This is a genomic window from Streptomyces sp. 4F14 (genome assembly GCF_048159485.1).
Lineage (GTDB): Bacteria > Actinomycetota > Actinomycetes > Streptomycetales > Streptomycetaceae > Streptomyces.
This window is the reverse complement of the sequence record NZ_JBLRVY010000004.1, coordinates 85,291-111,430: the sequence shown is the minus strand read 5'-3', so window position 1 is coordinate 111,430 and position 26,140 is coordinate 85,291. Positions and strand designations below refer to the sequence as shown.

Sequence of the window (26,140 nt, the reverse complement as noted above, 5' to 3'; positions counted from 1 at the left end):
CATGGATTTCGACCTGCCCGAGGAGACCCGGGACCTCCAGGACATGGTCCGGGAGTTCGCGGCCAAGGAGATCACCCCGAACGCCGCCGAGTGGTCCGAGAACGAGTACTTCCCCACCCACGTCTTCACCAAGCTCGGCGACCTCGGCCTGATGGGCATGCTCGTCCCCGAGGAGTACGACGGCGCCGGCTCCGACACCGTCTCCTACGTCGCCGTCATGGAGGAACTCGGCGCCGCCGACCAGTCCGTGGCCTCCTCCTGGAACGCGCACTCCACCATCGCCACCCTGCCGCTGCTCGCCTACGGCACCGAGGAGCAGAAGCGGCGCTGGCTCGCGCCCCTCGCGCGGGGCGAGGCCATCGGCGCGTTCGGGCTGACCGAGCCCGGCGCCGGGTCCGACGCGGCCGGGATCACCACCACCGCCCGCCGCGCGGACGGCGGCTGGCTGATCAACGGCACGAAGATGTTCATCACCAACGCCGGCACCGACATCAGCCAGGGTGTCACCCTCCTCGCCACCACCGGCAAGGGGGAGGACGGGCGGAAACGGTTCGCCACGTTCTACGTGCCGACCGGGACGCCCGGCTACACCTGCGGCGCGAAGCTCAGGAAGCTCGGCTGGCACGCCATGGACACGCGCGAACTCGTCTTCGAGGACTGCTGGGTCTCCGACGACCACCTCATCGGGGAGGAGGGCAACGGGCTGCGGCAGTTCCTCTCCGTCCTCGACAAGGGGCGCATCAGCGTCGCCGCGCTCGGGCTCTCCCTCGCCAAGGCGGCCCTGTCCCTCGCCGTCAAACACGCCACGGAACGCCACCAGTTCGGGCGCCCGCTCGCCGACTTCCAGGCCGTCGCGCACAAGATCGCCGACATCGGCACCGAGTTCGAGGCGGCCCGCTGGATGGTCTACCGCGCCGCCTGGCTCGCCGACCGGGGCCGCCCGTACAGCACCGAGGCCGCCATGGCCAAGCTGTACGCCTCCGAGGTCGCCAACCGGGCCGCGTCGCAGGCCGTCCAGATCCACGGGGGGTACGGGTACGTGCGGGAGTCGGAGGTGTCGCGGTTCTACGCCGACGCGAAGATCCTGGAGATCGGGGAGGGGACGAACGAGATCCAACGGGATGTCATCGCGCGGGCGTTGGTGCGGCGGGGGTAGAGGCGTCGGGTTCCTGCCAGCAGGACTCGGGGTCGAGCGGCAGTCCCGGATGGGCCCGCTTGAACGCCGCCGCCTCCCGCTCCACGTCGGGCAGGAGCGCGCCCGGGGTGCCGAAGCCGCGCATCAGCGTCTCGCAGTACTCGCGGGACAGATACGCGGCGTCCCAGCGGCCCCCGGGCTTGACCCACTGGTAGGTGTGGTTGTGCAGGTTGAGGAACTGGAGGGTCGCCACCCTCGGGTCGACCGGCCGGAACCCGCCCCGCCCGACCGCCTCCTCGATCAGCCCCCGCACCAGCCGTTCGAACTCGGCCCGCTGCCCGAGCAGCGTCTCCAGCGCCTCCCCCGAGAGGCTGCGGTAGTCGTGCTCGTACACCCAGATGTGGTCCAGGCGCCGGAAGATGATCGTCAGCAGCGCCTCGGACAGCAGCCGCAGCCGCACCAGCGGGTCGGCGTCGAGGGACGCGATCTCCCGGGCCCGGGCCAGCAGCGGGTTCATCACCCGGGCCTGGATCTCGATCAGCAGGTTCTCCTTGGAGTCGATGTAGTAGTACAGCGCCCCCTTCGCGAGCCCCACCGCGCGGCCCAGGTCGTTGACGGAGGTCGCCGCGTAGCCCCGGCGGGCGAACAGCTCCGCCGCCGTATCGATGATCTTCTGGCGCCGGACCTCGAACCCCGGCCCGTGCCCCGGTGGTCTGGGCATGAATTCCCCTCCGTCGCAACAGTTTGCTAGACCAGACGGTACATTAAAAGAACGACTCAGGCGGAGCGGTATGTACCGCCCGCGCGAGCATTGCGAGGACGCGTATGACGACCGAGGCACCGCGGCGCACGACGGCGGAATTCGCCCCCCGCCCCGACGAACTCCTGGAGATGTACCGCCGGATGCGCCGCGTCCGCCGGTTCGAGGAACGGGCGGCCCAGCTCTACAAGGCGACGGAGATCCCCGGCTTCGTCCACCTCTCCATCGGCCAGGAGGCCAGCGCGGTCGGCGCCTGCTGGCCGCTCGGAGCGGCCGACGGCATCACCTCCACCCACCGGGGCCACGGCCACGTCCTGGCCAAGGGCCTCGACACCGCGTCGATGATGGCCGAACTGATGGGCAAGGAGGCCGGCACCAACCACGGCCGGGGCGGCTCCATGCACATCGCCGACCCGAACCTCGGCATCTACGGCGCCAACGGCATCGTCGGCGCCGGCCTGCCCATCGCCGCCGGCGTCGCGACCGCCTTCCGCCTGCGCGGCACCGGCGACGTCGTGGTCGCGTTCTTCGGGGACGGCGCGGTCGCGCAGGGCATGTTCCACGAGGCCGTCAACCTGGCCGCCGTCTGGGACCTCCCGGTCGTCTTCCTCTGCGAGAACAACCACTATTCGGAGTTCTCACCCGCCGAGAAGCAGCACCGCGCCCCCTTGTCCGCCCGCGCCGCCGGGTACGGCATCGGCTACGAGTACGTCGACGGGAACGACGTCGTCGCCGTCGCCCGCACGGTCTCCGGCGTCGTGGAGCGGCTGCGCCGGGGCGAGGGCCCGGTACTGGTCGAGGCGGAGACGTACCGCTGGCACGGCCACTACGAGGGCGACCCCGAGCGCTACCGCGACGAGGCCGAGGTCGCCGCCGCGAAGGAACGCGACCCGCTGATCGTCGCCCGCCGCCACCTCGCCGCAGCGGGCGTCCCGGAGACGGCCGTCACCGCCGTGGACACCGAGATCGACCGTGAGATCGACGCGGCCGTCGACCGCGCCAGGGCCCTCCCCGACCCGGCGCCCGAGACCCTCCACGCGTACGTCACGGCCCCCCGCCCCGCCCTGCCCGAACCGGCCGCCCCGACGGGCGAGGTGTTCCGCACCATGGACGCCGTACGCCTCGCCCTGGAGCACGAACTCGCCGCCGACCCGGCCGTGTTCGTCGCCGGGATCGACGTCGGTGAGGGCGGCAACGTCTTCGGGCTGACCCGGGGGCTCGCGCAGGCGTTCCCGGGGCGGGTGCGGGACACGCCGATCAGTGAGAGCGCGATCGTGGGGACGGCCGTGGGGGCGGCGATGGCCGGGATGAAGCCGGTCGTCGAGGTCATGTACATGGACTTCATCGGCGTCTGCTTCGACATGCTCCTCAACCAGGCGGCGAAACTCCGCTTCATGACCGGCGGCCGGGCCTCGATGCCGCTCGTCGTCCGCACCCAGTTCGGCGCCGGCCGCTCCTCGGGCAGCCAGCACTCCCAGAGCCTGGAGGCGCTCCTCGCGCACATCCCCGGCCTGACGGTCGTGATGCCGTCCAACCCCGCCGACACGTACGGCCTCCTGCGCGCCGCGATCCAGGACCCGAACCCGGTCGTGTTCGTCGAGAACCGCCTCCAGTACGGCTTCAAGGGCCCCCGGCCGCCCGTCGACCACCTGGTGCCGCTCGGCAAGGCGAAGGTCGTGCGCGAGGGCACCGACGTCACCCTCGTCTCCTGGTCGCGGATGGTCCAGGACAGCCTGGCGGCGGCCGAGTTGCTCGCGGCGGAGGGCGTCAGCGTCGAGGTGATCGACCTGCGCACGATCGCCCCGCTGGACCGGGACACCGTCCTCGCCTCCCTGGCCAAGACGAACCGCCTGGTCATCGCGCACGAGGCGGTACGGGACTTCGGCGTCGGCGCGGAGCTGTCCGCGCTGGCCGTGGACGAGGGCTTCTGGCACCTCGACGCGCCGGTCACCCGCGTCGCCGCGCCCCCGGTGCCGGCGCCGTACGCGCCCGCGCTGGAGAAGCTGTGGCTGCCGTCGAGGGACACGATCGCGGACACGGTACGGCGGATCGCGGCGGTGTGAGAGCGCGCCCGGAAACAGAAGGGGTGCCCCCGGGATGCAGTTTCCGGGGGCACCCCTCGGTGCGGTCCGCCGTCGGGTCGACCAGGTCGGCAGGACAGGGTGTGGTCCGACGGCGGACCGGTCCGGTGACGTCAGACGGTCGCCACCGGAGTCAGCGGACTGCCCTGCGTACCGGGCAGGTTCAGCGGGGGAGCGGTCAGCAGGAAGCGGCTGCGGTTGTGCTCGCGCAGCCACGCCGCGAGGGGTCCGAGGTTCCACATCTCGCCCATCGGCACGCCCAGCTTGAACAGGCACAGGTGGTGCAGGGGGAGCAGCGTGTGCGGGCCCTGGGCCTGGGTGACGCCCACCCCCTCGATCGCGTAGTTGTCGGAGGCGATTGCGGAGATCTGCGAGTCGGCGATCCACTTGAGGAGGTCCGGGTCGTCCGCGTCGAGGTAGGCGGCGGTCCGGTGGATCGCGACCGGGTCGGGGTTCTTCTCCCAGGCGAGGACCTGCGTCGCGAACCCGGTGTGGATCAGCAGGATGTCGCCGGGCTCCACGACGACGTCGTCGGCCGCCATGATCTCCTGGAGCTGCTGGAGGTTCACGCCCTGGTAGCCGGTGCCCAGGTGGTGCGCGATGTCGATCAGGACGCCCCGGCCCTGTACGCCGTGCTCCGCCATGTGCTCCAGGCCCAGGTGGCGCGCGAAGCTGAGGCTTCCGCTGCCGTCGCCCTTCGCGTCGTCCTGGGGGCCGACGAGGTCGGCGCCCGGGCGGAACCCGTTGTAGTAGACCGCCTCGGCCACGCCGTCGCCGTCCGCGTCGAACTCGGCGCCCTGGTGGGCGAGGGCGTCCCACTGGGTCGAGTACTGGAGCCACAGCGTCACCACGTCGTCCGACCAGACGTCGATCAGGTCGGGGGAGAAGTGCTCGCTGGCCTTGATGTTGTAGAAGACGTCCTGCTGGTGCTGGAGGTCCTCGGTGGGCCGCAGGACCGGCGGGTAGCGGCGCTGGTTGAGCGAGGTCCCGCCGGGATAGTCGAGCGGCAGGCTCAGGCTGAACGTGATGCCGTGCTCGACCTCGCGCACGCCCTGGAGGACCTTCTCGGGGGTCAGCAGGTTGATCCGCCCCAGCTCGTCGTCCTCGCCGAAGTCGCCCCAGGTCGAGCCGGGCGGCCGTTGCTTCCAACGCTTGGTCATGAAAAACGCCTCCTCAGGCGGACCGGTCTCCGTCGACTGGTCGACAGCAATCGCAGACTATTTGGATTGGACCGATCGGTCAACAAGCGAGGAAGGCTGTGAACGAGCCTTCAGATTGACGCCTTCGAAGTAATAGACTGACTGGTCGAAACGACTGCTTCGAACCACCACCTCTGGAGAGACGATGAGCGAATCCACACCGGCGTGGGTCGCCGCAGGCGTCCGCGCCGTGATCGGCGCGCACACCCAGGCCCAGGACGCCGGCCGCACCGACGAGATCGTCGCCCTGTACACCCCCGACGGCACGCTGGAGCTGCCCGGCACGGACCCCGTCCAGGGCCACGACGCCCTCCGCAAGGCGTTCGAGGGCTGGGCGCCGGAGAAACCGCAGCTCCACCTGGTCGCCAACACGACGGTCACCGTCCGCTCGGAGACCGAGGCGGACGCCGCGAGCGACGTCCTCTTCCTCCAGCGCGGCGACGACGGCTGGGCACCCCAGGTCGTCGGCCACTACGAGGACACCTTCCACCGCGTCGACGGCACCTGGCTGCTGCACCGCCGCACGACGACGTACCAGGTCTGACCCCCAACCCCGAGGAGCACCACGACATGACCGTCTCCGCCGAAGCCGCCCTCGCGGGCGTACAGAGCGCCATCGCCGCCTACACCCGGGCCCTCGACGCCGGCCGCACCGAGGAGATCCCCCCGCTGTTCACCGAGGACGGCGTCGCCGAGATCGTCGGCCAGGGCACCTTCGAGGGCCGCGAGGCCATCGGCAAGGCGTACGGCGCCTTCACCCCGCAGGTCCCCCAACTGCACCTCGTCGGCAACACGATCCTCACCTCCCCGCCCGGCGAGGAGGTCACCGCCCGCAGCAACCTCGTCTTCCTCGCGCGCGGCGAGCAGGGCTGGGCCGTCCAGCTCGTCGGCGCCTACGACGACACGCTCGTCCTCAGGGACGGCGCGTGGCTGTTCAGCAAGCGGGTCACGACGTTCGTGTAACCGCCGACTCCGGGAACCCGGAACGCCCGTACCGCAGGCGCGCGGTACGGGCGTTCCCCCTGTCGCCCTCAGCCCTCGGACTTCGTGAACCCGAACGCCGGGAAGCCGCCCTCGGCCGACTCCCGGATCAGCTCCTGGAGCTTCATGCGCCCCGTCGGGTTGAGGAGCTGGCGGATCGGCTTGCCGGGGATGTTCGCGCCGTAGAAGTAGCTGCTGCGCAGGAACGAGGACTGGCCCGCGTTGTCGTTGACCAGGTCCGTCCACTCGTCCTCGGCGTCGAGGGTGACCTCGACGACGTCGTGGCCGGTGTCACGCGCGTGGACGATCAGGTCCGTCACGTAGTCGACCTGGTCGCCGGAGTAGCGCGGGTTGTTGCCCAGCGCGCCGTGCGGGCCGCCGGGGAACCAGAAGTTGGGGAAGTGGGCGGTCGTCACGCCCAGGTAGGTGGAGGGGCCCGCCGCCCAGTGCTGCTCCAGGGCGAGCCCGTCACGGCCGCGCACGCCGAGGCGGTTGAGGGCGCCGGTGCCGAAGTCGTAGCCGGTCGCCCAGATGAGGATGTCGTACTCCTGGAGACCCTCGGAGGTCTCGATGCCGGTCTCCGTGATCCGGGTGATCGGGGTCTCGTTGAGGTCGACCAGCTCGACGTTCGGGTTGTTGTACGCCTCGTAGTAGCCGGTGCCGAAAGGAGGGCGCCGGCCGCCGTAGCCGTGGCCCTTGGGGATCAGCTTCTCGGCGGTCGCCGGGTCCTTCACGATGGAGCGGATCTTGTCGGCGATGAACGCGCACCACTCGTCGTTGACCTCGGTGTTCGTGGTCATGTCGTAGTAGTGCTCGGAGAGCTTGGTGAAGCCGGGGCCGTTCCACTTCTCCTCGAAGAAGTCCTGGCGCTGCTCCGGGGAGTCCTCCAGGCCCGAGCGCATCGTGATCTGGTGGAGGAACCCGCTGGGCGAGGTGTTCAGGGTCTCGCGGATCGACTCGAAGTCGGCCTTCAGGCGGGCCTGTTCCTCGGCGGTGATCGGGCGGTTGTTCAGCGGCGTCAGCCAGTCGGCGACCTTCTGGTACACCGTCAGATGCGCGACCTGGCCGGCGATGGCGGGCACGATCTGGACGCCGCTGGAGCCCGTGCCGATCTGCGCGACGCGCTTGCCGGTGAAGTCGACGGGCTCCTTGGGCCAGCGGCCGGTGTGGTACTGCTCGCCCCGGAACGTCTCGCTGCCGGGCGTCTCGGGGATGAACGGCACGGACAGGATGCCGGTCGCCGCGACGACGTGCCGGGCGCGGTGCGCGGCGCCGTCCTCGCCGGTCACGGTCCAGGTGCCGGACGTCCCGTCCCACACGGCGGAGGTGACCTTCGCGCCGAACACGATGTGTTTGCGCAGGTCGAAGCGGTCCACGACGTGGTTGAAGTACCGCTCGATCTCCGGCTGCCCGGCGAAGTGCTCGCTCCACTCCCACTCCTCCCACAGCTCCTTGGAGAAGAGGTAGCCGTAGGTGTAGCTCTCGGAGTCGAAGCGGGCCTCGGGGTAGCGGTTCCAGAACCAGGTGCCGCCGACGCCGTCCCCCGCCTCCAGGAGTCGCACCGAGAACCCGGCCTCCCGGGCCTGGTGGAGCTGGTAGATGCCGGTGACCCCGGCGCCGATGACCAGTATGTCGACGAGGTCGAGGTCGAGGCCCTGGTCCGCACGGTTCTGCTTGGTCGTCTCGCTCATGGTGCTCTCCCGCTGAGCCTGGATTGATTTGATCGACCGGTCGATCGAATATTGAGGGCGAGGGTAGAGGAGTGCGCGCATTCCTTCAACGCACGGGAAACTCTCACCCGGAGATTGATTGTACCGACCGTCTGGTCTAACTTTCCCTTCAGGGACGCGACGACGCTGACAGGAGTCAGGCATGAGCGACGAAGAAGTCGACACCACCGATCTGCGGGCCGCCGGCTGGAAGGCCATGCGCGCCGCACTGCCGGGCGTCTTCCCGGACGGTGACCTGGACCTGCGCGACGGCCGCCTCGGCGAGGACCTCGTCGACATCGGCCTCACCAGCGTCTGGGGAGCGCTGTGGGGCCGCGAAGGGCTCGCCCCGCGCGACCGCAGCCTGGTCACCCTCGGCATCCTCATCGCCCTCGGGGCGGAGACCGAGCTGAAGACCCACGTCAGGATCGCCCTGACCAACGGACTGACCGAGGATGAGATCGCCGAGGTCATCTACCACTCCAGCGGCTACACCGGCTTCCCCCGGGCCGTCGCCGCCCGGACCGCCGCCCGCGAGGCGCTGGAGGGCTGAAGCCCTGAACACGGGGGTCCGGGATCCCCGCAGCCGGCGCCTCGGGCACCGGCTCCCCCTGAGCACAACGAGGAGCACACCATGTCACTTGAGGGAAAGGTCGCCGTCGTCACCGGCGGCGCACGGGGAATCGGCGAGGGCATCGCACGAATCCTCGCGGCCAAGGGCGCCGCAGTCGCCGTCTGGGACCTCAACACCGAGGGCGCGGAGAAGACCGCCGCCGAGATCGTCGCGGCGGGCGGCGTTGCCATCGCCGTCGGCGGGGACGCCGCGAACGCCACCGAGGTCGCCAAGGCTGCGGCCCGCACCCGCGAGGAACTCGGCCCCGTCACCATCCTCGTCAACAACGCGGGCACCACCGCCTACCAGCCGTTCACCGACATCAGCGAGGACGCCTGGGACCGCATGATCGGCATCAACCTCAAGGGGCCCTTCCTGGTCACCAAGGAGATCGTGCCCGACATGCTCGCCGCCGGCTGGGGCCGGATCGTCAACATCTCCTCCTCGTCCGCGCAGACCGGCGCCCCCTACATGGCCCACTACGCCTCCTCCAAGGGCGGCGTCATCGGCCTCACCCGGGCGCTGGCGATCGAGTACATAGAGAAGGGCATCACCGTCAACCACGTCCCGCCCGGCTTCATCGACACCCCCCTCGTCCGCCAGGGCCCGGTCGACGTCGACGCGGTCGCCGCCACGATGCCGATGAAACGCGCCGGCACCCCCGAGGACGTCGCCCACGCCGTCGCCTACCTCGCCTCCGAGGAAGCCGGCTACGTCACCGGCCAGACACTGAGCACGAACGGCGGGCGCTACCTCGTATGAGCACCCAGCACGTCCTGGTCGTCGGCGCCTCGGCGGCCGGACTCACCACCGCCGAGACCCTGCGCCGCAAGGGCCACACGGGCCGGATCACCGTCCTGGGCGACGAACCGCACGCCCCCTACGACCGGCCCCCGCTCTCCAAGCAGGTCCTCTCCGGAGCCTGGGAACCCCAGCGGGCCCGACTCCGGCCCCAGGAAGCCCTGGCCGCCCTCGACGCCGAGTTCCTCCTCGGGGACCCGGCCGTCGGCCTCGACCCCGGCACCCGTACCGTCCTGACCGCGTCCGGCAAGGAGCTGTCGGCCGACGCCGTCGTCGTCGCCACCGGCGTACGGATCCGGTGTCTGCCCGGGCAGGCGGAGCTGGCCGGGGTGCACGGGCTGCGGACCCTGGACGACGCGCTCGCTCTGCGTGCCGAACTGCGGCCCGGCGTACGGCTGGTCGTCGTCGGTGAGGGCGTCCTCGGGTCCGAGATCGCTGCGACCGCGCGCACCCTCGGCCTGGACGTGACCCTCGTGGGGCCGCTGCCCGCGCCGATGGCGCTCCAGGTCGGCCCGCTGGTCTCCGCCGCCCTCGCCGACCTGCACACCGAACACGGCGTCACCCTGCGGCTCGGCGTCGGCGTCGCCGGGCTCACCGGGGACGGCGGCCGCGTCACCGGCGTCCGGCTCGCCACCGGCGAGGTGCTCCCCGCCGACGCCGTGGTCGTCGCCATCGGCGCCACCCCGGCGACCGCCTGGCTCGACGGCAGCGGACTCACCCTCGACAACGGCGTGGTGTGCGACTCCCGCTGCCGGGCCGCCGAAGGGATCTACGCCGTCGGCGACGTCGCCCGCTGGCACCACGAACACCTCGGCCACGCCGTACGCCTGGAGAACCGCACCAACGCCACCGAACAGGCGATGGCCGTCGCCGGGAACATCCTCGGCGACGACCTGCCGTACACCCCGGTCCCCTACTTCTGGACCGACCAGTACGACGCGAAGCTCCAGGTCCACGGCTTCGTGCCGGCGGACGCCGAGACCGAGACCGTCGAGGGCGACCCGGCGGCCGGCCGGTTCGTCGTCCGCTACCGCAGCGAGGGACGCACCACCGGCGTCCTCGGCTGGAACATGCCCAAGCAGGCCCGCCTGCGCCGCCGGGAGATCGTGGACGGCCTCGGCTCTCCCGCCCCCGTCCACTAGAACCACCAGGAGAGTCCGCCATGAAAGTTGTCGTCGACGAGGAGAAGTGCGTCGCCGCCGGACAGTGTGTGGCCGCCGCCATGGACGTCTTCGACCAGCGCGAGGACGACGGCATCGTCGTCCTGCTCGACGCGCACCCCTCCGACGAGCTGGCCGAGGACGTGCGCAACGCCGCCGCCGTCTGCCCCGCGCTCGCCATCCGCATCGAGGAATAGCACCCCCTTCCCCGGAGGTATCCCCCCATGACCGAGCAGCTGTACTTCTACCAGGACGACCGCGACACGAAGTGTCCCTTCGCCCCGCCACCCGGACTGCGCGCCCTCAACGAGAAGGCCCCCGTCACGAAGGCCCGCATCTGGGACGGCTCCACCCCCTGGCTCGTCACCGGCCACGCCGCGCAGCGCGCCATCCTCTCCGACCCGCGCGTCAGCTCCGACGACAAACGGGCCGGATTCCCCTACCCCAACAAGGCGATGGCGGACACCGCGCACCACCATCCGCTGACCATCTTCAACGCGGACGGCGCCGACCACACCCGGATCCGCCGCATGATGACCCGCCCCTTCACCCGGCCCCGGATGGAGGCGCTGCGCCCGCAGATCCAGCGGTTCACCGACGAGCTGATCGACGAGATGCTGGCCGGCCCCAAGCCGGTCGACCTCATGACCGCGCTCTCCCTGCCGCTGCCCTCGCTGATGATCTGCGCCCTGCTCGGCGTCCCCTACGAGGACCACGGCTTCTTCCAGGAGCACGCCTCCTTCGCCACCCGCAGCGACAAGACCGCCGAACAGCAGAACAACGCCAACCAGGCGCTCGGCGGCTACCTCGCGGGCCTGCTCCAGAAGAAGATGGACGACCCCGCCGAGGACGTCCTCTCCGACTTCGCGGCCCGTATCAAGGACGGCGACCTCACCCTCCCCGAAGCGACCCTCCTGTCGATGATCCTGCTGATCGCGGGACACGAGACCAGCGCCAACATGATCACGCTGGGCACCGCCCTCCTCTTCGACAACCCCGAGCAGATGGAGCGGCTGCGGGGCATCGAGGACACCCGGGACGCGGCCGGGGCGGTCGAGGAGATCCTGCGCTACCTGACCGTCGCCACCTTCGGCCAACGCCGCATCGCCGCCGAGGACTTCGACTTCGAGGGCGTCCAGATCAAGGCCGGCGACGGCATCGTCGTCCCCCTGCCCGCCGGGAACTGGGACCCCGACGCGTTCCCCGAGCCCGAGAAGCTCGACCTCACCCGCAAGGCGACCCACCACCACGCCTTCGGCTGGGGCATCCACCAGTGCCTCGGCCAGCAGCTCGCCCGCATCGAACTCCAGGTCGTGTACGGCACGCTCTACCGGCGCGTGCCGACCCTGCGCCTTGCCGTCGACCGCGACGACCTGGCGTTCCGTCCGGCCGACTCGCTCGCCTTCGGCATCGGTGAGCTGCCGGTCACCTGGTAGTCCGGCTCGTTCCGGGGGCGCTCGCCGCAGCAGTGCGCCCCCTTCCACCGGCCCCGCTGAAGGGCCGCCAGCATCCGCATCCGCAGTGCAACAGGAGTCAGGCATGAGTCAGTTCAGCTTCGAGGGACGCGTCGCGGTCGTCACCGGCGCGGGCCGGGGGATCGGCCGGGCCCACGCCCTGCTCCTCGCGGAGCGCGGTGCGCGGGTCGTCGTCAACGACCTCGGCGGCTCGATGGAGGGCGACGGCTCCGACGCGGGGCCCGCGCAGAAGGTCGTCGACGAGATCACGGCGGCGGGGGGACAGGCCGTCGCCGATACGCACGACGTGTCGAGCACCGAGGGCGGCGAGGCCATCGTCGCCACCGCGCTGGAGCACTTCGGCCGCATCGACGTCCTCGTCAACAACGCGGGCATCATCCGGTACGCCGGACTCCCCGAGATCGACGCCGAGAACCTGGAACGGCACCTGGCCGTCCACCTCCTCGGCTCCTTCCACACGCTGCGCGCGGCCTGGCCGCACTTCGTCGAGCAGTCCTACGGCCGTGTCGTCCTCACCACGTCCAGCGGCATGCTGGGCCTCGACAACAACCTGGCGTACGCCGCCGCCAAGGCAGGCACCGTCGGCATGGCCCGCAGCGCCAAGATCGCCGGGGAACCCCACAACATCAAGGTCAACCTCATCGCCCCCGCCGCCATGACCCGCATGGGCGGCGGCTCCGACACCGACGACCCGGTGATGCCGTCCTCGGCGGTCGCCCCGATGGTCGCCTACCTCGCCCACGAGAACTGCCCCGTCAACGGCGAGATCTACACGGCCGGCGCGGGCCGCTTCGCCCGCTTCTTCATCGGCTCGACCGAGGGCTACCTCCACGAGGACGGCCCCGCCACGATCGAGGACGTCGCCGCGAACTGGGACGCCGTCAACGACGAGAAGGGCTACTACGTCCCGGCCGACCTGATGGGCTGGTCGGGCGCCTTCCTGAAGCACCGGTTCGAGGGCGCGTAGGGGCATGCGTACGAAGGAACCGGCGGCCGGTGCTCACCGGCCGCCGGTTCCTCATGTCACAGGGCCTTGGTGAGCCGTGCCGCCCTCGGGATCAGCGGCACCAGCAGCGCCCCGAGCGCACAGCACCCCACCACCAGCCACAGCCCGTTCGTGAACCCTTCGTCGAGATAGAACTGCGTCCCCTTCAGGACCGCCCCGTGCTGGGCCATCACCACGAACGCCAGCTGCGACACGACGATCTGCGCGACCCCCTGCCCCAGGGTCTGCGCCCCGTTCGCGAGGGCCTGTTCCTCCGGGGTGACCACCTCGATCACCATGATGGGCACCACCGCGACGACCATCCCGGTGCCGATCCCCGCGATGAGCCCCATCTCGATGATGTCGGCGGCGCTGTGGTGGAGCTGCGTGCCGATGCCGTAGCCGAGGACGGTGAGCGCGGACCCGGTGCCCAGCAGGATGCGCGCGTCGACCCGCCGGGCGAGCAGGCCGGTCGCGACGGCGGCGACGAGGATCGCGGCGCTGATGGGGCTGGTGACGATCGCGTTGTGCGTGCCGGACCAGCCGAGCCCCTCGGAGACGTGCGGGATGGCCGGCATGAGGACGAGGAGCTGGATGACGACCCCGACCGCGCTCAGCGACCCGGCCGCGATCGACGTCGCCAGCAGCACGCTCCACACGGGCCGCCGCCTCGTCATCGACGGCGGGAACAGCGGCTCGGCGACCCGCCGTTCGACCAGGACGAACACGACGAGCGCGACGACGGCCCCGGCGACGTACGCCAGGAACTGACCGCTGGACCAGCCCCAGTGCGAGCCCTGCCCGACGGCGTACACAAGGGCGGTGATGCCGCCGCCGAGGAGCAGCCCGCCGAGCCAGTCCATCCGCCCGCCGGGCGTGCGCACCGGGCTCTCCGGCACGAACAGGGTGACCAGCGCGAAGCTCACGGCGGTGCTGGCCGCCATGAACCACAGGACCCCGCGGAAACCGTGGTCGTCGAGGAGCCAGCCGGACAGGAAGGGCCCGCCGAAGGCGACCAGGCCGACGCCCCCGGCGAGGATGCCGCTGGCCGGACCGACCCAGCGGCGCGGGAAGATGTCGCGGGTGATGGCGTAGGCGAGCGGCGCGGTGGCCGCGTACACACCGGCGATGCCACGCCCGATCAGCAGGGTGCGGTAGTCGGTGGCGAGGGCCGCGACCAGGTCGCCGACGAAGCCGAGGCCCGTCGCGGCCAGCAGGACCTTCTTCTTGCCGAACAGGGCTGCGGCCTTCACCGCGAACGGCAGGAAGAACGTCCCCGTGAGCAGCGTCATCAGGGTGAACCAGGCGATCTCCCTGGTCCGGAAGTGGATCGCCACCTCGGCCTGCGCGATACCGGACAGCGCGGCGACGAGCGAGACGAGCTGGACGGTCCACACGAGCGCGACGACGGCGAGTACGTGGCGCGTCGTCGAGGCGGATCTCTCTGGGGTCTGGGGTGCGGCGGTCTGGGTGTCGGACATGACGGCCTTCCGGAGGGGAGCGGGGAAAGGGCCGGAACGGGGAGGCCCGCCGGTAAAATAGACCTGACGGTCGGTACAATCAACGATTCGCGCAGGAGCAGTAGCTGTGGCCTCCTGACCAGCGCCTTCGAGGCCGGATCTTGACCGTCGCCGTCCCGTTCAGCGGGATTCCGGCCGCTAACCTCGACCCGGTACGGCAGCGGAACGCGTCCGGAGGGCCCTCATGGCGAAGATCATCGAAACCGGCGGCGGGAAGGTCCGGGGCGTCGAGACCGGCGACGGCGTCCTGTCCTGGCGCGGCATCCCCTACGCCGCCCCGCCGGTCGGCGAACTGCGCTGGCGCCTCCCTCTGCCCGCCGAACCCTGGACCGGCGTACGCGACGGCGCACTCCCCGGCAACCTCGCGATCCAGCCACCGCCCCTCATGCCCCCGCTCCCGGGCGCCCTGGAACTCCCGCCGCCCTCCGAGGACTGCCTCCACCTCAACGTCACCGCCCCCGCCGGCGCCGAGCGTGCCCCCGTCCTCGTCTGGCTGCACGGCGGCGGCTACCACGTCGGCAACGGCCACGACCTCGCCGGCGACGGCGCCGCCTTCGCCCGGGACTTCGGCACCGTCGTCGTCAGCCTCAACTACCGCCTCGGCGCCCTCGGCTTCCTCTCCCTGCCGGACGAGGAGCACACCGGCGCGTACGGCACCCACGACCAGATCGCCGCCCTGCGCTGGATCCACCACAACATCGCGGCCTTCGGCGGCGACCCCGGCCGGGTCACCGTGTACGGCGTGTCCGCCGGAGCCAAGTCCGTCTCCAACCTCATCGCCTCCCCCCTCACCCGCGGCCTCGTCCACGCCGCCGCCACCAGCAGCGGCGGCGACCACGTGGCGACCCCGGACCAGAGCCGCGCCCTCGCCGCCCGCTTCCGCAAGGAACTGGGCGCCGACGACGCCCGGCGCGCGCCCGCCGAAGCCGTCCTCGACGCCCAGAACGCCATCGCCCAGGGCCTGGAGGCGACCTGGCTCTGGCGCCCCGCCATCGACGGACACGCCATCCCGCGCCGCCCCACCGACGCCATCGCCGCAGGCGCCGCCGCCGGCATCCCCCTCCTCGCCCAGCACTGCCTGAGCGAATGCCTCCTCTTCGACCTCGGCGCCCCCGGCACCGCCACCCACGCCGACCGGATCCTCACCGACGCCTTCGGCCCCACCGGACGCGACGAGATCCTCGCCGCCTACCCCGAGGGCGACCGGGTGGCCGTCATGACCGACGAGCGCTACGCCGTCCCCACCACCCGCCTCGCCGACGCCCAGAGCGCCCACGCCCCCGTCTGGCGCTCCCGCTACGACGGCCCCCTCACCGAGTACGGCGGCCTCCCCGCCTTCCACGGCTCCGACTGCCTGCCCATCTGGACCGGTGGCCCCGGCGCGGGGGCCGAACTCCACGCCGCCTGGGGCGAGTTCGTCACCACCGGCCGGGCCGGCTGGACGCCGTACACCCTGCCCGGACGGGCGACGATGCTCTTCGCCGCCGACGGGGCCCGCCTGTCGTGGGACCCCGACGCCGGGCGGCGCACGGCGTGGGAGGGGCGGGAGTGGCGGGCGGGGACCTGGTACGACCTCGGCGAAGGGCTGTGAACTCGGTCTGAGAGTGGGAGAGGCCCCAGTCGTTCACCCACCGTTCGCTCAGACGTAGGAAGTTGGTCCGTCCGGCACCTCGTCGCGTTCTGGATCATCGGCTTACGATGCGCATAAGTGAGCGGCACATGGGGGAGGCGCGCTTGTCCAGCGGTATGCGTGAAGATGTCGTGGAAGCGGGCCGACTGCCGTCCGGCGTACGGCTCTACCGGCTCGGCGCGGACGGCACCGTCCTGCTCGCCGACCGCGACGGCGCCCGCGAACTCGGCTCCGACCGGGACCTGTTGAAGTTCATCGACGACGGACAGTTCGCCCACTACCTCGTCGGCGACGCCAAGACCTCACCCGAACGCCCCTCCAACGCCACCGTCAAACTCGGCATCGTCGCCCCGCGCAGCGCCTTCACCCCGCACGCCCACGGCGGCGAGCACTACGTCCTCAGCCTCGGCTACGCCGCCTGCGGACTCTACGACCCCGACCGCGACCGCGTCACCGAAGTCCCCCTGACCCCCGGCGAGTTGATCCGCATCCCCGAGATGATGCCGCACTCCTTCGCCAACCGCGGCACCGAGCCGCTCACCATCCTCGCCGCCAACACCGGCTACGGCATCGACCACGAGGACTACGCGATCACCGCCGACGAAGCCGAACGCCGGGGGGACACGGAATTCCTGCAACTCGCCGCCGCGCTGCGGGACATCGAACGCCACCAGGGCGCCCACGGCACCGGCGCCACCACCGTCCGCGAACGCCTCGCCGCACGGCTGCGGCGCATCGCACGAGGACTGGAGGGCCGGCCATGATCTGCCCGCACTGCGCCCAGTCCCTCCTGCTCAAGGAACGCCCCGGCAACCGGTGCAGCAAATGCGGGCGCCTGTACGCCTTCGACCCCAAGACCAACCCCCTCGGACTCAACGACCTCCGTGTCGTCAGGATCGCGTCGGCCCTCACCGATCGCGGCCAACTCTCCTGCACCGCCGGGCAGTTGTGGTACGCCCTCGCGCGCCGCTCGCTGCGGGAGTCCCACGGCAAACTCGGGTGCGCGGTCGCCCTGATCTTCCTCGGGACCGTCGTCGGCATCCTCGGACTCGGCACCGGTGTGGGTATCGCCCAGGCCGGCGGGCTGCTCGCGCTCCTTGCCGCGGCCGGTTTCGTCGTCGCGCACGTCATGGGGGTGGGGCGGGGGAAGCCCCGGATCGAGCGGTCGTCCTTCTGCACCGTCTCGCTGGCCCGCTGGCAGATCGTCTACGGCTCTCTGCCGTCCGGCATCCTCGACGACGCCCGCTACCCTCCGCGCCGCGAGGGGGCCGCGCAGCGGACCCTCGTGCTCTGCCGCGACCGGTCCATCGCCGTCTTCCTGCACAACGCGGGCCTGGACGTCGTCTCCGAACCGTCCCAGCTGTCCGGTGACGGGCCCGTCCTGGTCCTCCACGACGCCGACGCCGCCGGGGTGCTGTTCGCCCACTGGGCCCGCGGCGCCTATCCCGGGCGGGTCGTCATCGACGTCGGGGTGCCGGTGGGCGCCGTGTTCGGGGTGCGCAAGGCCGTACCCGTGCGGGGGGAGCGGCCGGGGGCCGACGTCGTCACATCCCTCAAGTCGCTCGCCGCGAGCGGGGAGTTGAGCGCCGGGCAGGTCAAGTGGCTGGAGCGGGGCTGGGGGTTCCCACTCGTGGGGGTGCCGCCCGCGAAACTCCTCGCCGTCGTGACGCGGGCCGTCCAGCAGGCCGAAGCCCGACAGGACGCCGCCGCCGTCGGGTTCCTCACCTGGCCCGACCAGCCCGGGGACCAGACCGCGCCCGGGGGCCGCCGATGATCTGCCCCAACTGCCGGGAATCACTGCGGCGTACGGAACGCGCCGGCAGTATCTGCGTCAAGTGCACGCGGCCCTTCGCCCTCGACCCCAAGGTGCACGGCCCCGGCATGCACGACCTGCGCATCCGCCGCATCGCCGAACGCGCCACCGACTCCGGCCGCCGCAAGGTCACCCTCACCCAGCTCGGCTACCTCGCCCGCACCGCCCACCGCACCTGGCCCGGCGCACCCGAACGGGGACGCAAACGCTGGATCGGTTGCAGCACCGGCCTCCTCCTGGCCGCCGGGCTCGTCCCTCTCGCCGTCGCCGTCCGGGATCTGCCCGCAGGGGGGCTCGTCTGGGTCGTCGGGCTCGTGCTCGTGGTCGTCGGGTACCGGATCGCCCGGGGGCAGCCGTACCAGCCCGCACAGAGCGCGGGCGCCGGCATCACGCCGACGACCGCCGCGTTCGGGCCGATGATGCGGTACCGGTGGATCCAGGCGTACGGGGCCTTGCCGGCCGGGATCGTGGACGAGGAGAGGTACGCGGCCCGCCGCAAGGCCGGTCCCGGCGCGGTCCAACTCCTCTGCACCGACCTGGCGGTCCGGGTGTTCCTCGCCGCGAACGGGGTTCCCGGGCGGTGGGGGTTCACCCTCGTCGCCGACCTCGACCAGGTGAGCGGGCGGGTGCCGGTCGTCGTGCTGCACGATGCCGGGGCGCGGGGGCTGCGGCTCGTCGCGGAGGTGCGGGAGCGGTGGCCGGGGCAGGTGGTGGTGGATGCGGGGATGCCGGTGCGGGCGGTCAGGGGGAATCGGCGGGCGGTGGTGCTGCATGAGGCGGTGGATGAGTGGTTCAGCCACTTGGCCACTGAGAGGCTGGGCCACTCATCCACCGCAGTGGCCGACAGGCTCAGCCACTCCGCCACCCGAGAGGGCGAGAGGCCCAGCCACTCAGCCACCTCACCCCCCACCCCCGACTGGCTCAGCCACCTGACCACCGAAGAGGTCCAGTGGCTCAGCCAAGGCTGGTACAGCCCCCTCGCCGCCGCACCCCCCGCCCTCCTGGAGTCCGCAGTGGTCCGCGCCGTACGACAGGCCGGCCTCAGCCCCCTGGGCTTCATGAGCTGGCCGGCCTCCGAGAAGGACGGGAACTGACATGCCGAGGCCCCTCCTGAGCCGGGCGATCACCGTGGCCGCGCGCCGGGCCGCCGCCCCCGGGAACCTGCGTTTCACGCAACGCCAGCTGTACTACGAGACCTGCCGCGTCCTGCGCCCCCGCCCGGCCCCGCTGCGCAGCGTCCCGTACAGCCCGCCCCCACCCGTCCGCCTGCCCCACTTCACCGAGGCCCTCCACACCCTCGACCTCCCCGGACTCCTCCCGGCCACCACCCCCGCCCCGACGACCGGCGGCCCGGCACGGGAACCCGACCTGTACGACTACGGCGTACCGCGTCTGCTGATCTGCCAGCACCGCGAGATCGCCGGCATGCTGCTCGCCAACCACGTCCACCTGGAAGCGGCGTGCCCGATCCTCGCCGCACCCGACGACCTCCCCCTCGACCCCCGCCTGACCCGCGCCCTGGGCCAGGCGGGCGACGCCACCGTGCACGTCCTGCACGACGCCAGCCCCACCGGCATCACCCTCCCCGTGAAGGTGCGCGAGTCCCTCGGCCCGGTCCCCGGCGTCCGGGTCGTCTCGCTGGGCCTTGTCCCCCGGCACGCGCAGACCCTGCACCTCGTGCACGGCCGCAGACCGGGTCGCGTACCGCCGATAGGCCCGCTGCCGCACGGCCTGAAGGCGGCGGAGGTGGACTGGCTCGCGGCGGGCCGCTTCGCGGAGGTCGCGGCCGTACCGCCGGCCAGGCTCGTCCGGGCGGTGCTGCGCCTGACCCGCGGCCCCCGCCCCGTCCGCGCCTCCGTCTGGAGCGAGCTGCGTGACCTGCGTACCGCAGGGTTCATGACCTGGCCCGATGCCTGACCCGACCCCGAACCGAGGACCCACACGCATGATCCGCCCACGTGAGACCGGCTACACCGACGAACTCCTCGCCGACGGCACCGTCCACCGCACCTACGAGGACGGCGGCCAGGAGTGGCGTCGCCGCTGGCCGGACGGCGTGGTGCGGTGGCGCGACCAGCGGGGCAACACCGGCACCGACGAACTCCTCGGCGACAAGATCGTCAAACGCGTCCTCGCCGACGGGACGGTCACCTACGGGCGGGACATCGGCTACGGCCGCACCCTGTGGGGCAGCGGCGAGCGCCTCACCGTCAACCGGACGTCGTTCGGCGGGCGGATGGGCGCCGTGCTCGCCGGGATCGGCGTCGCCGGGCTCGCGGTGACGGCCGCCCACCTGCCGCCGCTGTCGCTGACGCCGGAGGAGGAAGAGGAGCTGCGGCAGCAGGCGCAGAGCTCGTCGTCCGGAGGCGGCGGGGGCGGCGACGGCGGCGGTGGCGGCGACGCCGGGTGGGACGGCGGGGACTGGGGCGACGACGACGGGAGCTGGAGCGACGACGACTTCGGGTGACGGGGCACCGCACCGGTCGTAGCTCTCTCAGGAAAGGACACCCCGATGGCGCGCTTCTGCGTCTGCGCGGCACCCGGCGCCGCGCACCTCACCGCGATGGGCGTGCCGCCCCTCGCCCCGGGCCTGGGCCTCGTACCCGGCGAACCGGGCCACGCCGACGGCCCGTTCGAGGCGGACGGCCGACGCGCCCTCGGCGAGGTCACCCTCCACAACCGCGCCGAACTCCGCGCCGCCCTGGACGTCCCCGTCCCACCGGACATCACCGACGGCGAACTCCTCCTGCGCTGCTGGACCCGCCTCGGCGCCCGGGGCGTCGCGCTCGCCGAGGGCATGTTCGCGCTGGCGGTCCAGGACGGCGACGACATCGTCCTGATCCGCGACCACGTCGGCGCCCGCACCCTCTTCTACGCCCGCGCCGCCGGCACCTGGGCCGCCGCGACCTCCCTGCGCGCCCTGCGCCGCTGGCCAGCGCTCGCCACCCGCGTGAACCTCTCCGCCGTACGCTCCTTCCTCACCTTCGCCTACCTGCCGGGCGACGAGACGCTCCTGGAGGGCGTACGGGAGGTGCTGCCCGGGCGGGTGCTGCGGCTCGCGGCCGACGGGAGCAGCACGGAGACGGTGTTCTGGGAGCCGCAGGAGCGGATCGACGACGGCGACCCCGTACTGACGCTGCGCACCCTCCTGGAGGAGGCCACCGCACGCCGCCTGCCCGACGCCGAGGCCGTCGCCGTCCTGCTCTCGGGCGGCGTCGACAGCTCCCTCGTGACCGCGCTCGCCGCGAAGCTGCACAGCCACCCCGTGCACACCTACTCGATCAGCTTCGGCGGCGAACTCCCCAACGAACTGGGCTACTCGGGCCTCGTCGCCGCCCACTGCCACACCCGCCACCGGGTGCTGACGGTCTCCGGTACGGCCGTGGCGGCCCGCCTCGCCGACACCGCCGCCCTCCTCGACAGCCCGGTCGGCGACCCGCTCACCGTCCCGAACCTGCTGCTCGCCGAGGCGGTCGCCGGCGACGGGCACACGGTCGTCCTCAACGGGGAGGGCGGCGACCCGGTGTTCGGCGGGCCGAAGAACCTCCCCATGCTGGTCCAGGAGATGCACGCGCGTACGCCCTGGTCGGAGGAGCGCGCCACCGCCTACCTGCGCTCGTACCGCAAGTGCTGGACGGACCTCCCGGACCTGCTCACCGCCGACGCGCTGGCCGCCCTCGACGACGCGCCGCGCCCCCAGCGCTTCGTCGAGCCCTACCTCACCGCCCCCGACCGCATGCCCCACCTCCTCAACCAGCTCCTCCACTGCAACCTCCGCACCAAAGGCGCCCACCACATCCTCACCAAGGTCGAACGCCTCACCGCCTCCCAAGGGCTCCAGGGCCGCGCCCCCCTCTTCGACCGGCGCGTCGTCGACCACGCCTTCGCCGTCCCGCCCACCCTCAAACTCCGTGGCACGGCGGAGAAGTGGGTCCTCAAGGAGGCGGTGCGGGACCTGCTGCCCGAGACCGTCGTGGACCGGCCCAAGAGCGGTATGCGGGTGCCCGTGCAGCAGTGGCTCGGCGGCCCCCTGCGCGACCTCGGCGGCGACCTGCTCCTCGGCCGGGAGGCCCGGCAGCGGGGACTGTTCCGCGCCGACACCGTACGGACCTGGCTGCGCGGTGAAGGCACGCTCCTGCCCCGGCAGGGCGGCAAGTTGTGGCTCGTCCTCACCCTGGAGCTGTGGCTCCGGGCCTACGACCTGTAAGGGAGAACAGCGCACGTGAACACCACTCTGACGGACCCCCGCACCGGCCGCCCCCGAGGCACCTCGCCGATCGGGCGGGAGAGCGAGGTGGGCGAGGCGGTCACCAACGCCCGTACGGCCCTGGCGAGTTGGCGGGCGCTCACTCCCAAGGAACGCTCGCGGCGCCTGGAACGGCTCGCCGCGCTGGTGGAGGACAACGCGGGGGAGTACGTCGCCCGGGAGAACGCCGGCACCGGCAAGCCGTCGAGTGAGACCGCCGGTGAAGTGGAGCAGGTCGCCGACCTGTTCCGGTTCTACGCGTCGGCCGTGCGCGCCCAGGCCGCGCCCGCCGCCGGGCAGTTGATCAACGGGCATGAGAGCTGGGTGCGTTGGGAGCCGCTGGGCGTCGTCGGGGTCGTCGTGCCCTGGAACTACCCGCTCATGATGGCCGCCTGGCGCTGCGCACCCGCCCTCGCCGCAGGGAACGTCGTCGTCGCCAAGCCCGCCGAGACCACGCCGGACACGCTGGAGCTGCTGGCCGAACACGCCGCCGAGGCACTGGGACCGGGGGTCCTGACGACGGTTCCCGGTGACCGTGAGACGGGGCGGCTGCTCGTCGCGGCGGACGTCGACATGGTCGCGTTCACCGGCAGCGCCCGCGCCGGCGCCGACGTCGCCGCACGGGCCGGCGGACGCCGGGTGAGCCTCGAACTCGGCGGCAACGCCCCCGCGTTGGTCCTCCCCGACGCGCCCGCCGACACCTGGACCCAGCTCGTCGCGGCCTGCGCCTACAACGCCGGACAGAGCTGCGCCGCCCCCGCCCGGGTCATCACCCTCCCCGAGAACTATGAACAGACGGTCGCCGAACTCGCCGAAGCGGCACGGCGATGCGTCGCGGGCCGGGACTTCGGCCCCCTCAACAACGCGGACCAGGCGGCCCGTTACGACGGGATCGTCAAGTCCTCGGCGGCCGGACGCGATCTCACGGGCGAACTCGCCCTCGCGGCAGGCGAGGAGAACGGCCACTGGCGTCCCGTCCGGATCCTCGCCGACCTGCCCGACGACGACCCGGCGATCGTCGAGGAGGTGTTCGGGCCGCTGCTGACGGTCCAGCAGGCACCGGACCTGGACACGGCGGTACGCCTCGCGAACGGGGTTCCCCAGGCCCTCGCGGCAAGCGTGTGGACCCAGGACCTCACGACGGGGCTGGAGCTGGCCGGGCGCCTGAACGCGGGGGAGACCTGGCTGAACTGCCACCTCGCCCAGACAGCCGAACTGCCGCACGGAGGGCGGGGGGCATCGGGGCACGGGACGGACCTGAGCGTGCTGGCGCTGCACGAGTACCAGCGGCCGAAGACGGTGACGGTGAGGCTGGTACGGGGGTGAGGAAGGCCCTGATCGCCGGGGCGCAGACCGCCTGCGGACTGACCATCGCGGGCCTGGGCCTGTTCGGGACGATCACCGAAGAGCCGTACGTGTACCTGGCGCCGATGGTCGGGGCCGGGCTGGCGGTCGACGGCTGCCGGGGGCTGTGGGCGCTGCGGTCCCGGCAGAAGTGAGCGAGAGAATCGAGGTTTTCTTCGGCGCTCACACCGTGACGGCGTACAGCCTGTTCTGATCACTCGTCACATAGGCGACTCCGCCCGTCACCAGGACCGTACCGGCGCCTCGCAGCTCGAACGTCCACACCTCGGAGCCGGTCTTCTCTTCCAGGGCGTGCAGACGGTCGGAGCCGGCCACGTACACCAGGCCGTCGGCGACCGCGACGCGGCCGACGTCGGCCAGCGGGGCCGTCCAGCGACCCCGGCCCGTTTTGACGTCGACCGCGTGCAGGCCGCTCGGGCCACCGAAGTAGGCGGTCTCGCCGCCGAGTGTGACGGGACCGGTGGCGCCCGGGCTCTTCATGGAATAGGTCCACTTCGGTCTGCCGCTGGCCGCGTCGAACGCCGTGAGCCCGACATCCCAGGTGCTGACCAGGAGCGTGTCGCCGTGCACGGCGGGGTACGCGTGGGTGGGCACAGGGTCGGTGCTTCGCCACAGCGGCTCTCCGTCACGCGCCCGCACCGCCAGCAGGGGGCCTCCTCCCGCACTCGCGTCCGCCTGGGTGACGAAGGCCCGTCCGTCGGCCGCCGTGCACGGGAACGTGGAGGTGGTGCTGAACCGGCGCGACCACCTGCGGGTCCCGTTCGCCGCGTTCACCGCGTGCAGGGTGCCGTTGAAACAGGTGACGAAAACCGTGCCGTCACTGACGGCGGGTTCGGAGTTGACGTAGCCGTCCGCTTCGTAGGTCCATTTCCGGCGGGTGGTGCTGCCGTTGACGGCGAAGAGCTGAGGGCCGAGCTGTGCCCCCACATAGACGACGTCGCCCGACACGGCCGGTTGGGGAAGCACGGTGTCGGATCCCGTCTCGAAGTAACCGGTCTGCTTTCCCGTCGCAGCGGCTGTCGGGAACATACGCCCGCGTCCTCCCGCGATCCATAGGGTGCTGCCCACCGCTACCGGCGTGGTGACGACCCCGTCGTCGAAGGTGGACGTCCATTTCAGCGTGGGCTTGTGGTGGACCCGCGCCGTACTGGGGGTCGGTGACGCGGCTGTGGGGCTCGTGGAGGGGGAGGCCGAGGACGTGCCGGACGCGTGCGGTGTGTTCTCCGGGGTCCCGTGGGGCGAGCCGGCGGTCCCGGTTGCGGCGTCCCGGTCACCGCGCAGGGCCAGCCAGGACGAGGTACCCGCACCGCCCAGCAGGAGTCCGCCGACGGCCAGCAGCACCGTCCGCCGCGCGGCTCGGCCATCCTCGGGTGCCCGTGGCGCGGCAAGTGCCGACAGTGCGTCGTCGGGTGGGACGGGCGTGACGGCGCGGTTGCGGGCCAGCGCGATGGAGGCGCCGAAGTTGCGGTTGCGCTGCTGGGGAAGTGGGCGCCCGCGGGCCGCGAGCCGGGCGTGCAGATGCTGGTAGAGGGTGGTCATGTCCAGGTGCGGAGGTCCTCCCGGGACGCCCGTGACGAGGGTGGCGATCAGTTCGCCGGTGAAAGCCGTGTACGGCTCACCGGGCAGGGAGACGGCCTTACGGGTCTCCGCCGTGGCCGTGAGGAGGAAGGTTCCCTCGATACGCGCGTGATCCGCTATCTGTTCGCCTGCGGGTGCGGCCCCGGCCATCTCCCCCGCGAGGGCACGACCGCTGAAGCAGCAGTCCAGGACGACAACCTTCCTGCGGGCGGTACAGCGCGGGCCGCCGATCACCCGGCGCAGATACGTGTAGGGCAGTGCGGTGTCCGGCCGCTGCTGGCGGGAGCCCGGAAGTGCCAGGACCAGTTCGTCGTTGTGCTGGTCGATCAGACCGTGGCCCGCGTAGTAGACGAGGAGGGTGTCGGTGGCGCTCCCGGCCGCGTCCGTGAGGGCGTCGAGAACGGTGTCCGCGTTCTCCGGCTGGGAGACCACACGGCAGTTCTGGGGCCGCAGCCCCCAGACGTCCGGGTGACGGAGCACCTCGGCGAGCGTCGACAGGCTGCGCTCGACAGCGGGCAGGCGCGGGAGGTGCCGGTATTCGTGGGTGCCGATGAGGACCGCGCGAGAGGCGGCCGGATCGGACAGCCCGGCACCGGTCATCGCTGGCCCGGCCGGGCGTCCGCCCGCCGCCCGGGGGCGCCGGGAGCAGTGTCCGGCGCGGCGCCACCATCCTGCCCGGGCTCGGTCCGAGCACCTGCGCGGGCGGCTTCGGACAGGGCGTGGGTGATCCTCGCGATGGTCTCCGGGGAGTCGTCGTCGACCTCGACGACCACTCCTGCGCACTGGATCCGCACCGTCGGCCGCGGGGCGCGTGTCTCCCGCCACGAGGCCGCCGCGATGGCGACGCCGCTCAAGGCGAGGCTGTTGGCGACCACCGCGTTGATGATCTCGAATGCGCCGCCCATGTCCCCGACCCGCTCCTGCGCCGGCATCAGGGCCAGTTGCGCGGTCGAGCGCACATCCGGGTCCTGCGCGAGCCAGCGGAACAGTCCCGCGGGATCTCCCCCGTCGCCGTCCGGCGTCCCGACCGTGATCCGACACTCCACCTGAACTCCCCCCTCGGGAACGGGCTCGGCATCTGTGCCTGTG

25 protein-coding genes are annotated in these 26,140 nt (G+C 72.0%); 19 read left to right on the top strand and 6 right to left on the bottom strand.

Going from position 1 to position 26,140, the window contains the following annotated elements; genetic code table 11:
• Nucleotide 1: 1 nt before the first annotated feature.
• Complete coding sequence (locus tag ACLZOT_RS07480) at nt 2–1,156, top strand: acyl-CoA dehydrogenase family protein (RefSeq protein ID WP_416967957.1); 1,155 nt, start codon at nt 2–4, stop codon at nt 1,154–1,156.
• Here ACLZOT_RS07480 and ACLZOT_RS07475 read toward each other — a convergent pair.
• Nucleotides 1,125–1,856: a TetR/AcrR family transcriptional regulator gene (locus tag ACLZOT_RS07475; RefSeq protein ID WP_416967956.1), complete on the bottom strand. Its 732-nt coding sequence runs from the start codon at nt 1,854–1,856 to the stop codon at nt 1,125–1,127. The genes ACLZOT_RS07480 and ACLZOT_RS07475 overlap by 32 nt on opposite strands.
• A gap of 104 nt (nt 1,857–1,960) precedes the next feature.
• Here ACLZOT_RS07475 and ACLZOT_RS07470 point away from each other — a divergent pair, with 104 nt between their 5' ends.
• A complete protein-coding gene (locus ACLZOT_RS07470) occupies nt 1,961–3,958 on the top strand; it encodes an alpha-ketoacid dehydrogenase subunit alpha/beta (RefSeq protein ID WP_416967955.1) in 1,998 nt (665 codons plus the stop codon).
• Nucleotides 3,959–4,089: 131 nt separating this feature from the next.
• Here the strand turns inward: ACLZOT_RS07470 and ACLZOT_RS07465 are convergent, their stop codons facing one another.
• Complete coding sequence (locus tag ACLZOT_RS07465) at nt 4,090–5,136, bottom strand: cyclase family protein (RefSeq protein WP_416967954.1); 1,047 nt, start codon at nt 5,134–5,136, stop codon at nt 4,090–4,092.
• Between the two features lie 184 nt (nt 5,137–5,320).
• Between ACLZOT_RS07465 and ACLZOT_RS07460 the strand changes: the two genes are divergently transcribed.
• Both ACLZOT_RS07460 and ACLZOT_RS07455 read left to right on the top strand, forming a co-directional pair.
• A complete protein-coding gene (locus ACLZOT_RS07460; protein ID WP_416967953.1) occupies nt 5,321–5,719 on the top strand; it encodes a nuclear transport factor 2 family protein in 399 nt (132 codons plus the stop codon).
• 26 nt (nt 5,720–5,745) lie between these two features.
• Entirely contained in the window at nt 5,746–6,138 is a 393-nt protein-coding gene (locus ACLZOT_RS07455; protein ID WP_416967952.1) for a nuclear transport factor 2 family protein, read from the top strand.
• 68 nt (nt 6,139–6,206) lie between these two features.
• On the opposite strand, the gene ACLZOT_RS07450 is transcribed toward ACLZOT_RS07455, so the two are convergent.
• Nucleotides 6,207–7,847, bottom strand: a complete 1,641-nt coding sequence (locus ACLZOT_RS07450) for a flavin-containing monooxygenase (RefSeq protein WP_416967951.1) — start codon at nt 7,845–7,847, stop codon at nt 6,207–6,209.
• 181 nt (nt 7,848–8,028) lie between these two features.
• Here ACLZOT_RS07450 and ACLZOT_RS07445 point away from each other — a divergent pair, with 181 nt between their 5' ends.
• The 6 genes from ACLZOT_RS07445 to ACLZOT_RS07420 all read left to right on the top strand — a co-directional run bounded on the left by ACLZOT_RS07445 (nt 8,029) and on the right by ACLZOT_RS07420 (nt 12,881).
• Nucleotides 8,029–8,418: a carboxymuconolactone decarboxylase family protein gene (locus tag ACLZOT_RS07445; protein WP_416967950.1), complete on the top strand. Its 390-nt coding sequence runs from the start codon at nt 8,029–8,031 to the stop codon at nt 8,416–8,418.
• A gap of 81 nt (nt 8,419–8,499) precedes the next feature.
• Entirely contained in the window at nt 8,500–9,240 is a 741-nt protein-coding gene (locus ACLZOT_RS07440) for an SDR family NAD(P)-dependent oxidoreductase (protein WP_416967949.1), read from the top strand.
• Nucleotides 9,237–10,421, top strand: a complete 1,185-nt coding sequence (locus tag ACLZOT_RS07435; RefSeq protein ID WP_416967948.1) for an NAD(P)/FAD-dependent oxidoreductase — start codon at nt 9,237–9,239, stop codon at nt 10,419–10,421. The genes ACLZOT_RS07440 and ACLZOT_RS07435 overlap by 4 nt, the downstream gene beginning before the upstream one ends.
• Before the next feature lie 20 nt (nt 10,422–10,441).
• The gene (locus ACLZOT_RS07430) at nt 10,442–10,636 is read left to right on the top strand and encodes a ferredoxin (RefSeq protein WP_416967947.1); all 195 of its coding nucleotides are present in this window, start codon (nt 10,442–10,444) and stop codon (nt 10,634–10,636) included.
• Between the two features lie 27 nt (nt 10,637–10,663).
• The gene (locus ACLZOT_RS07425; protein ID WP_416967946.1) at nt 10,664–11,875 is read left to right on the top strand and encodes a cytochrome P450; all 1,212 of its coding nucleotides are present in this window, start codon (nt 10,664–10,666) and stop codon (nt 11,873–11,875) included.
• Between the two features lie 103 nt (nt 11,876–11,978).
• Nucleotides 11,979–12,881 carry an SDR family NAD(P)-dependent oxidoreductase gene (locus ACLZOT_RS07420; protein WP_416967945.1) on the top strand — a complete coding sequence of 301 codons (903 nt, stop codon included), beginning with the start codon at nt 11,979–11,981 and terminating at the stop codon, nt 12,879–12,881.
• A 56-nt stretch (nt 12,882–12,937) separates the two neighbouring features.
• Here the strand turns inward: ACLZOT_RS07420 and ACLZOT_RS07415 are convergent, their stop codons facing one another.
• A complete protein-coding gene (locus ACLZOT_RS07415) occupies nt 12,938–14,380 on the bottom strand; it encodes an MFS transporter (RefSeq protein WP_416967944.1) in 1,443 nt (480 codons plus the stop codon).
• A 223-nt stretch (nt 14,381–14,603) separates the two neighbouring features.
• Between ACLZOT_RS07415 and ACLZOT_RS07410 the strand changes: the two genes are divergently transcribed.
• The 9 genes from ACLZOT_RS07410 to ACLZOT_RS07370 all read left to right on the top strand — a co-directional run bounded on the left by ACLZOT_RS07410 (nt 14,604) and on the right by ACLZOT_RS07370 (nt 23,607).
• Nucleotides 14,604–16,010, top strand: a complete 1,407-nt coding sequence (locus tag ACLZOT_RS07410; RefSeq protein ID WP_416967943.1) for a carboxylesterase/lipase family protein — start codon at nt 14,604–14,606, stop codon at nt 16,008–16,010.
• Nucleotides 16,011–16,153: 143 nt separating this feature from the next.
• Nucleotides 16,154–16,813, top strand: coding sequence for a cupin domain-containing protein (locus tag ACLZOT_RS07405; RefSeq protein WP_416967942.1), 660 nt, complete (start codon nt 16,154–16,156; stop codon nt 16,811–16,813).
• Complete coding sequence (locus tag ACLZOT_RS07400) at nt 16,810–17,823, top strand: hypothetical protein (protein ID WP_416967941.1); 1,014 nt, start codon at nt 16,810–16,812, stop codon at nt 17,821–17,823. The genes ACLZOT_RS07405 and ACLZOT_RS07400 overlap by 4 nt, the downstream gene beginning before the upstream one ends.
• Nucleotides 17,820–18,956 (top strand): hypothetical protein, encoded by a 1,137-nt coding sequence (locus ACLZOT_RS07395; protein WP_416967940.1) that lies wholly within the window; start codon nt 17,820–17,822, stop codon nt 18,954–18,956. The genes ACLZOT_RS07400 and ACLZOT_RS07395 overlap by 4 nt, the downstream gene beginning before the upstream one ends.
• A 1-nt stretch (nt 18,957) precedes the next feature.
• Entirely contained in the window at nt 18,958–19,779 is an 822-nt protein-coding gene (locus tag ACLZOT_RS07390; RefSeq protein WP_416967939.1) for a hypothetical protein, read from the top strand.
• Between the two features lie 28 nt (nt 19,780–19,807).
• Nucleotides 19,808–20,329, top strand: a complete 522-nt coding sequence (locus ACLZOT_RS07385; RefSeq protein ID WP_416967938.1) for a hypothetical protein — start codon at nt 19,808–19,810, stop codon at nt 20,327–20,329.
• A 45-nt stretch (nt 20,330–20,374) separates the two neighbouring features.
• Nucleotides 20,375–22,069, top strand: a complete 1,695-nt coding sequence (locus ACLZOT_RS07380) for an asparagine synthetase B family protein (RefSeq protein WP_416967937.1) — start codon at nt 20,375–20,377, stop codon at nt 22,067–22,069.
• Nucleotides 22,070–22,084: 15 nt separating this feature from the next.
• On the top strand, nt 22,085–23,434 hold the full coding sequence (locus ACLZOT_RS07375) for an aldehyde dehydrogenase family protein (protein ID WP_416967936.1): 1,350 nt from the start codon (nt 22,085–22,087) through the stop codon (nt 23,432–23,434).
• Nucleotides 23,431–23,607, top strand: a complete 177-nt coding sequence (locus tag ACLZOT_RS07370) for a hypothetical protein (RefSeq protein ID WP_416967935.1) — start codon at nt 23,431–23,433, stop codon at nt 23,605–23,607. The genes ACLZOT_RS07375 and ACLZOT_RS07370 overlap by 4 nt, the downstream gene beginning before the upstream one ends.
• 28 nt (nt 23,608–23,635) lie before the next feature.
• On the opposite strand, the gene ACLZOT_RS07365 is transcribed toward ACLZOT_RS07370, so the two are convergent.
• Both ACLZOT_RS07365 and ACLZOT_RS07360 read right to left on the bottom strand, forming a co-directional pair.
• Complete coding sequence (locus ACLZOT_RS07365) at nt 23,636–25,651, bottom strand: caspase, EACC1-associated type (RefSeq protein ID WP_416967934.1); 2,016 nt, start codon at nt 25,649–25,651, stop codon at nt 23,636–23,638.
• Nucleotides 25,648–26,097 (bottom strand): effector-associated constant component EACC1, encoded by a 450-nt coding sequence (locus tag ACLZOT_RS07360; protein ID WP_416967933.1) that lies wholly within the window; start codon nt 26,095–26,097, stop codon nt 25,648–25,650. The genes ACLZOT_RS07365 and ACLZOT_RS07360 overlap by 4 nt, the downstream gene beginning before the upstream one ends.
• Between the last annotated feature and the right edge of the window lie 43 nt (nt 26,098–26,140).

What these genes read in the sequence shown, in the direction of transcription:
- ACLZOT_RS07455 (WP_416967952.1), top strand. Translation starts at nt 5,746, where the DNA reads ATGACCGTCTCCGCCGAAGCCGCCCTCGCGGGCGTACAGAGCGCCATC.
- ACLZOT_RS07465 (WP_416967954.1), bottom strand. Translation starts at nt 5,136, where the DNA reads ATGACCAAGCGTTGGAAGCAACGGCCGCCCGGCTCGACCTGGGGCGAC.
- ACLZOT_RS07420 (WP_416967945.1), top strand. Translation starts at nt 11,979, where the DNA reads ATGAGTCAGTTCAGCTTCGAGGGACGCGTCGCGGTCGTCACCGGCGCG.
- ACLZOT_RS07460 (WP_416967953.1), top strand. Translation starts at nt 5,321, where the DNA reads ATGAGCGAATCCACACCGGCGTGGGTCGCCGCAGGCGTCCGCGCCGTG.
- ACLZOT_RS07430 (WP_416967947.1), top strand. Translation starts at nt 10,442, where the DNA reads ATGAAAGTTGTCGTCGACGAGGAGAAGTGCGTCGCCGCCGGACAGTGT.
- ACLZOT_RS07445 (WP_416967950.1), top strand. Translation starts at nt 8,029, where the DNA reads ATGAGCGACGAAGAAGTCGACACCACCGATCTGCGGGCCGCCGGCTGG.
- ACLZOT_RS07395 (WP_416967940.1), top strand. Translation starts at nt 17,820, where the DNA reads ATGATCTGCCCCAACTGCCGGGAATCACTGCGGCGTACGGAACGCGCC.
- ACLZOT_RS07480 (WP_416967957.1), top strand. Translation starts at nt 2, where the DNA reads ATGGATTTCGACCTGCCCGAGGAGACCCGGGACCTCCAGGACATGGTC.
- ACLZOT_RS07390 (WP_416967939.1), top strand. Translation starts at nt 18,958, where the DNA reads ATGCCGAGGCCCCTCCTGAGCCGGGCGATCACCGTGGCCGCGCGCCGG.
- ACLZOT_RS07410 (WP_416967943.1), top strand. Translation starts at nt 14,604, where the DNA reads ATGGCGAAGATCATCGAAACCGGCGGCGGGAAGGTCCGGGGCGTCGAG.
- ACLZOT_RS07440 (WP_416967949.1), top strand. Translation starts at nt 8,500, where the DNA reads ATGTCACTTGAGGGAAAGGTCGCCGTCGTCACCGGCGGCGCACGGGGA.
- ACLZOT_RS07400 (WP_416967941.1), top strand. Translation starts at nt 16,810, where the DNA reads ATGATCTGCCCGCACTGCGCCCAGTCCCTCCTGCTCAAGGAACGCCCC.
- ACLZOT_RS07415 (WP_416967944.1), bottom strand. Translation starts at nt 14,380, where the DNA reads ATGTCCGACACCCAGACCGCCGCACCCCAGACCCCAGAGAGATCCGCC.
- ACLZOT_RS07435 (WP_416967948.1), top strand. Translation starts at nt 9,237, where the DNA reads ATGAGCACCCAGCACGTCCTGGTCGTCGGCGCCTCGGCGGCCGGACTC.
- ACLZOT_RS07380 (WP_416967937.1), top strand. Translation starts at nt 20,375, where the DNA reads ATGGCGCGCTTCTGCGTCTGCGCGGCACCCGGCGCCGCGCACCTCACC.
- ACLZOT_RS07385 (WP_416967938.1), top strand. Translation starts at nt 19,808, where the DNA reads ATGATCCGCCCACGTGAGACCGGCTACACCGACGAACTCCTCGCCGAC.
- ACLZOT_RS07365 (WP_416967934.1), bottom strand. Translation starts at nt 25,651, where the DNA reads ATGACCGGTGCCGGGCTGTCCGATCCGGCCGCCTCTCGCGCGGTCCTC.
- ACLZOT_RS07475 (WP_416967956.1), bottom strand. Translation starts at nt 1,856, where the DNA reads ATGCCCAGACCACCGGGGCACGGGCCGGGGTTCGAGGTCCGGCGCCAG.
- ACLZOT_RS07450 (WP_416967951.1), bottom strand. Translation starts at nt 7,847, where the DNA reads ATGAGCGAGACGACCAAGCAGAACCGTGCGGACCAGGGCCTCGACCTC.
- ACLZOT_RS07425 (WP_416967946.1), top strand. Translation starts at nt 10,664, where the DNA reads ATGACCGAGCAGCTGTACTTCTACCAGGACGACCGCGACACGAAGTGT.
- ACLZOT_RS07470 (WP_416967955.1), top strand. Translation starts at nt 1,961, where the DNA reads ATGACGACCGAGGCACCGCGGCGCACGACGGCGGAATTCGCCCCCCGC.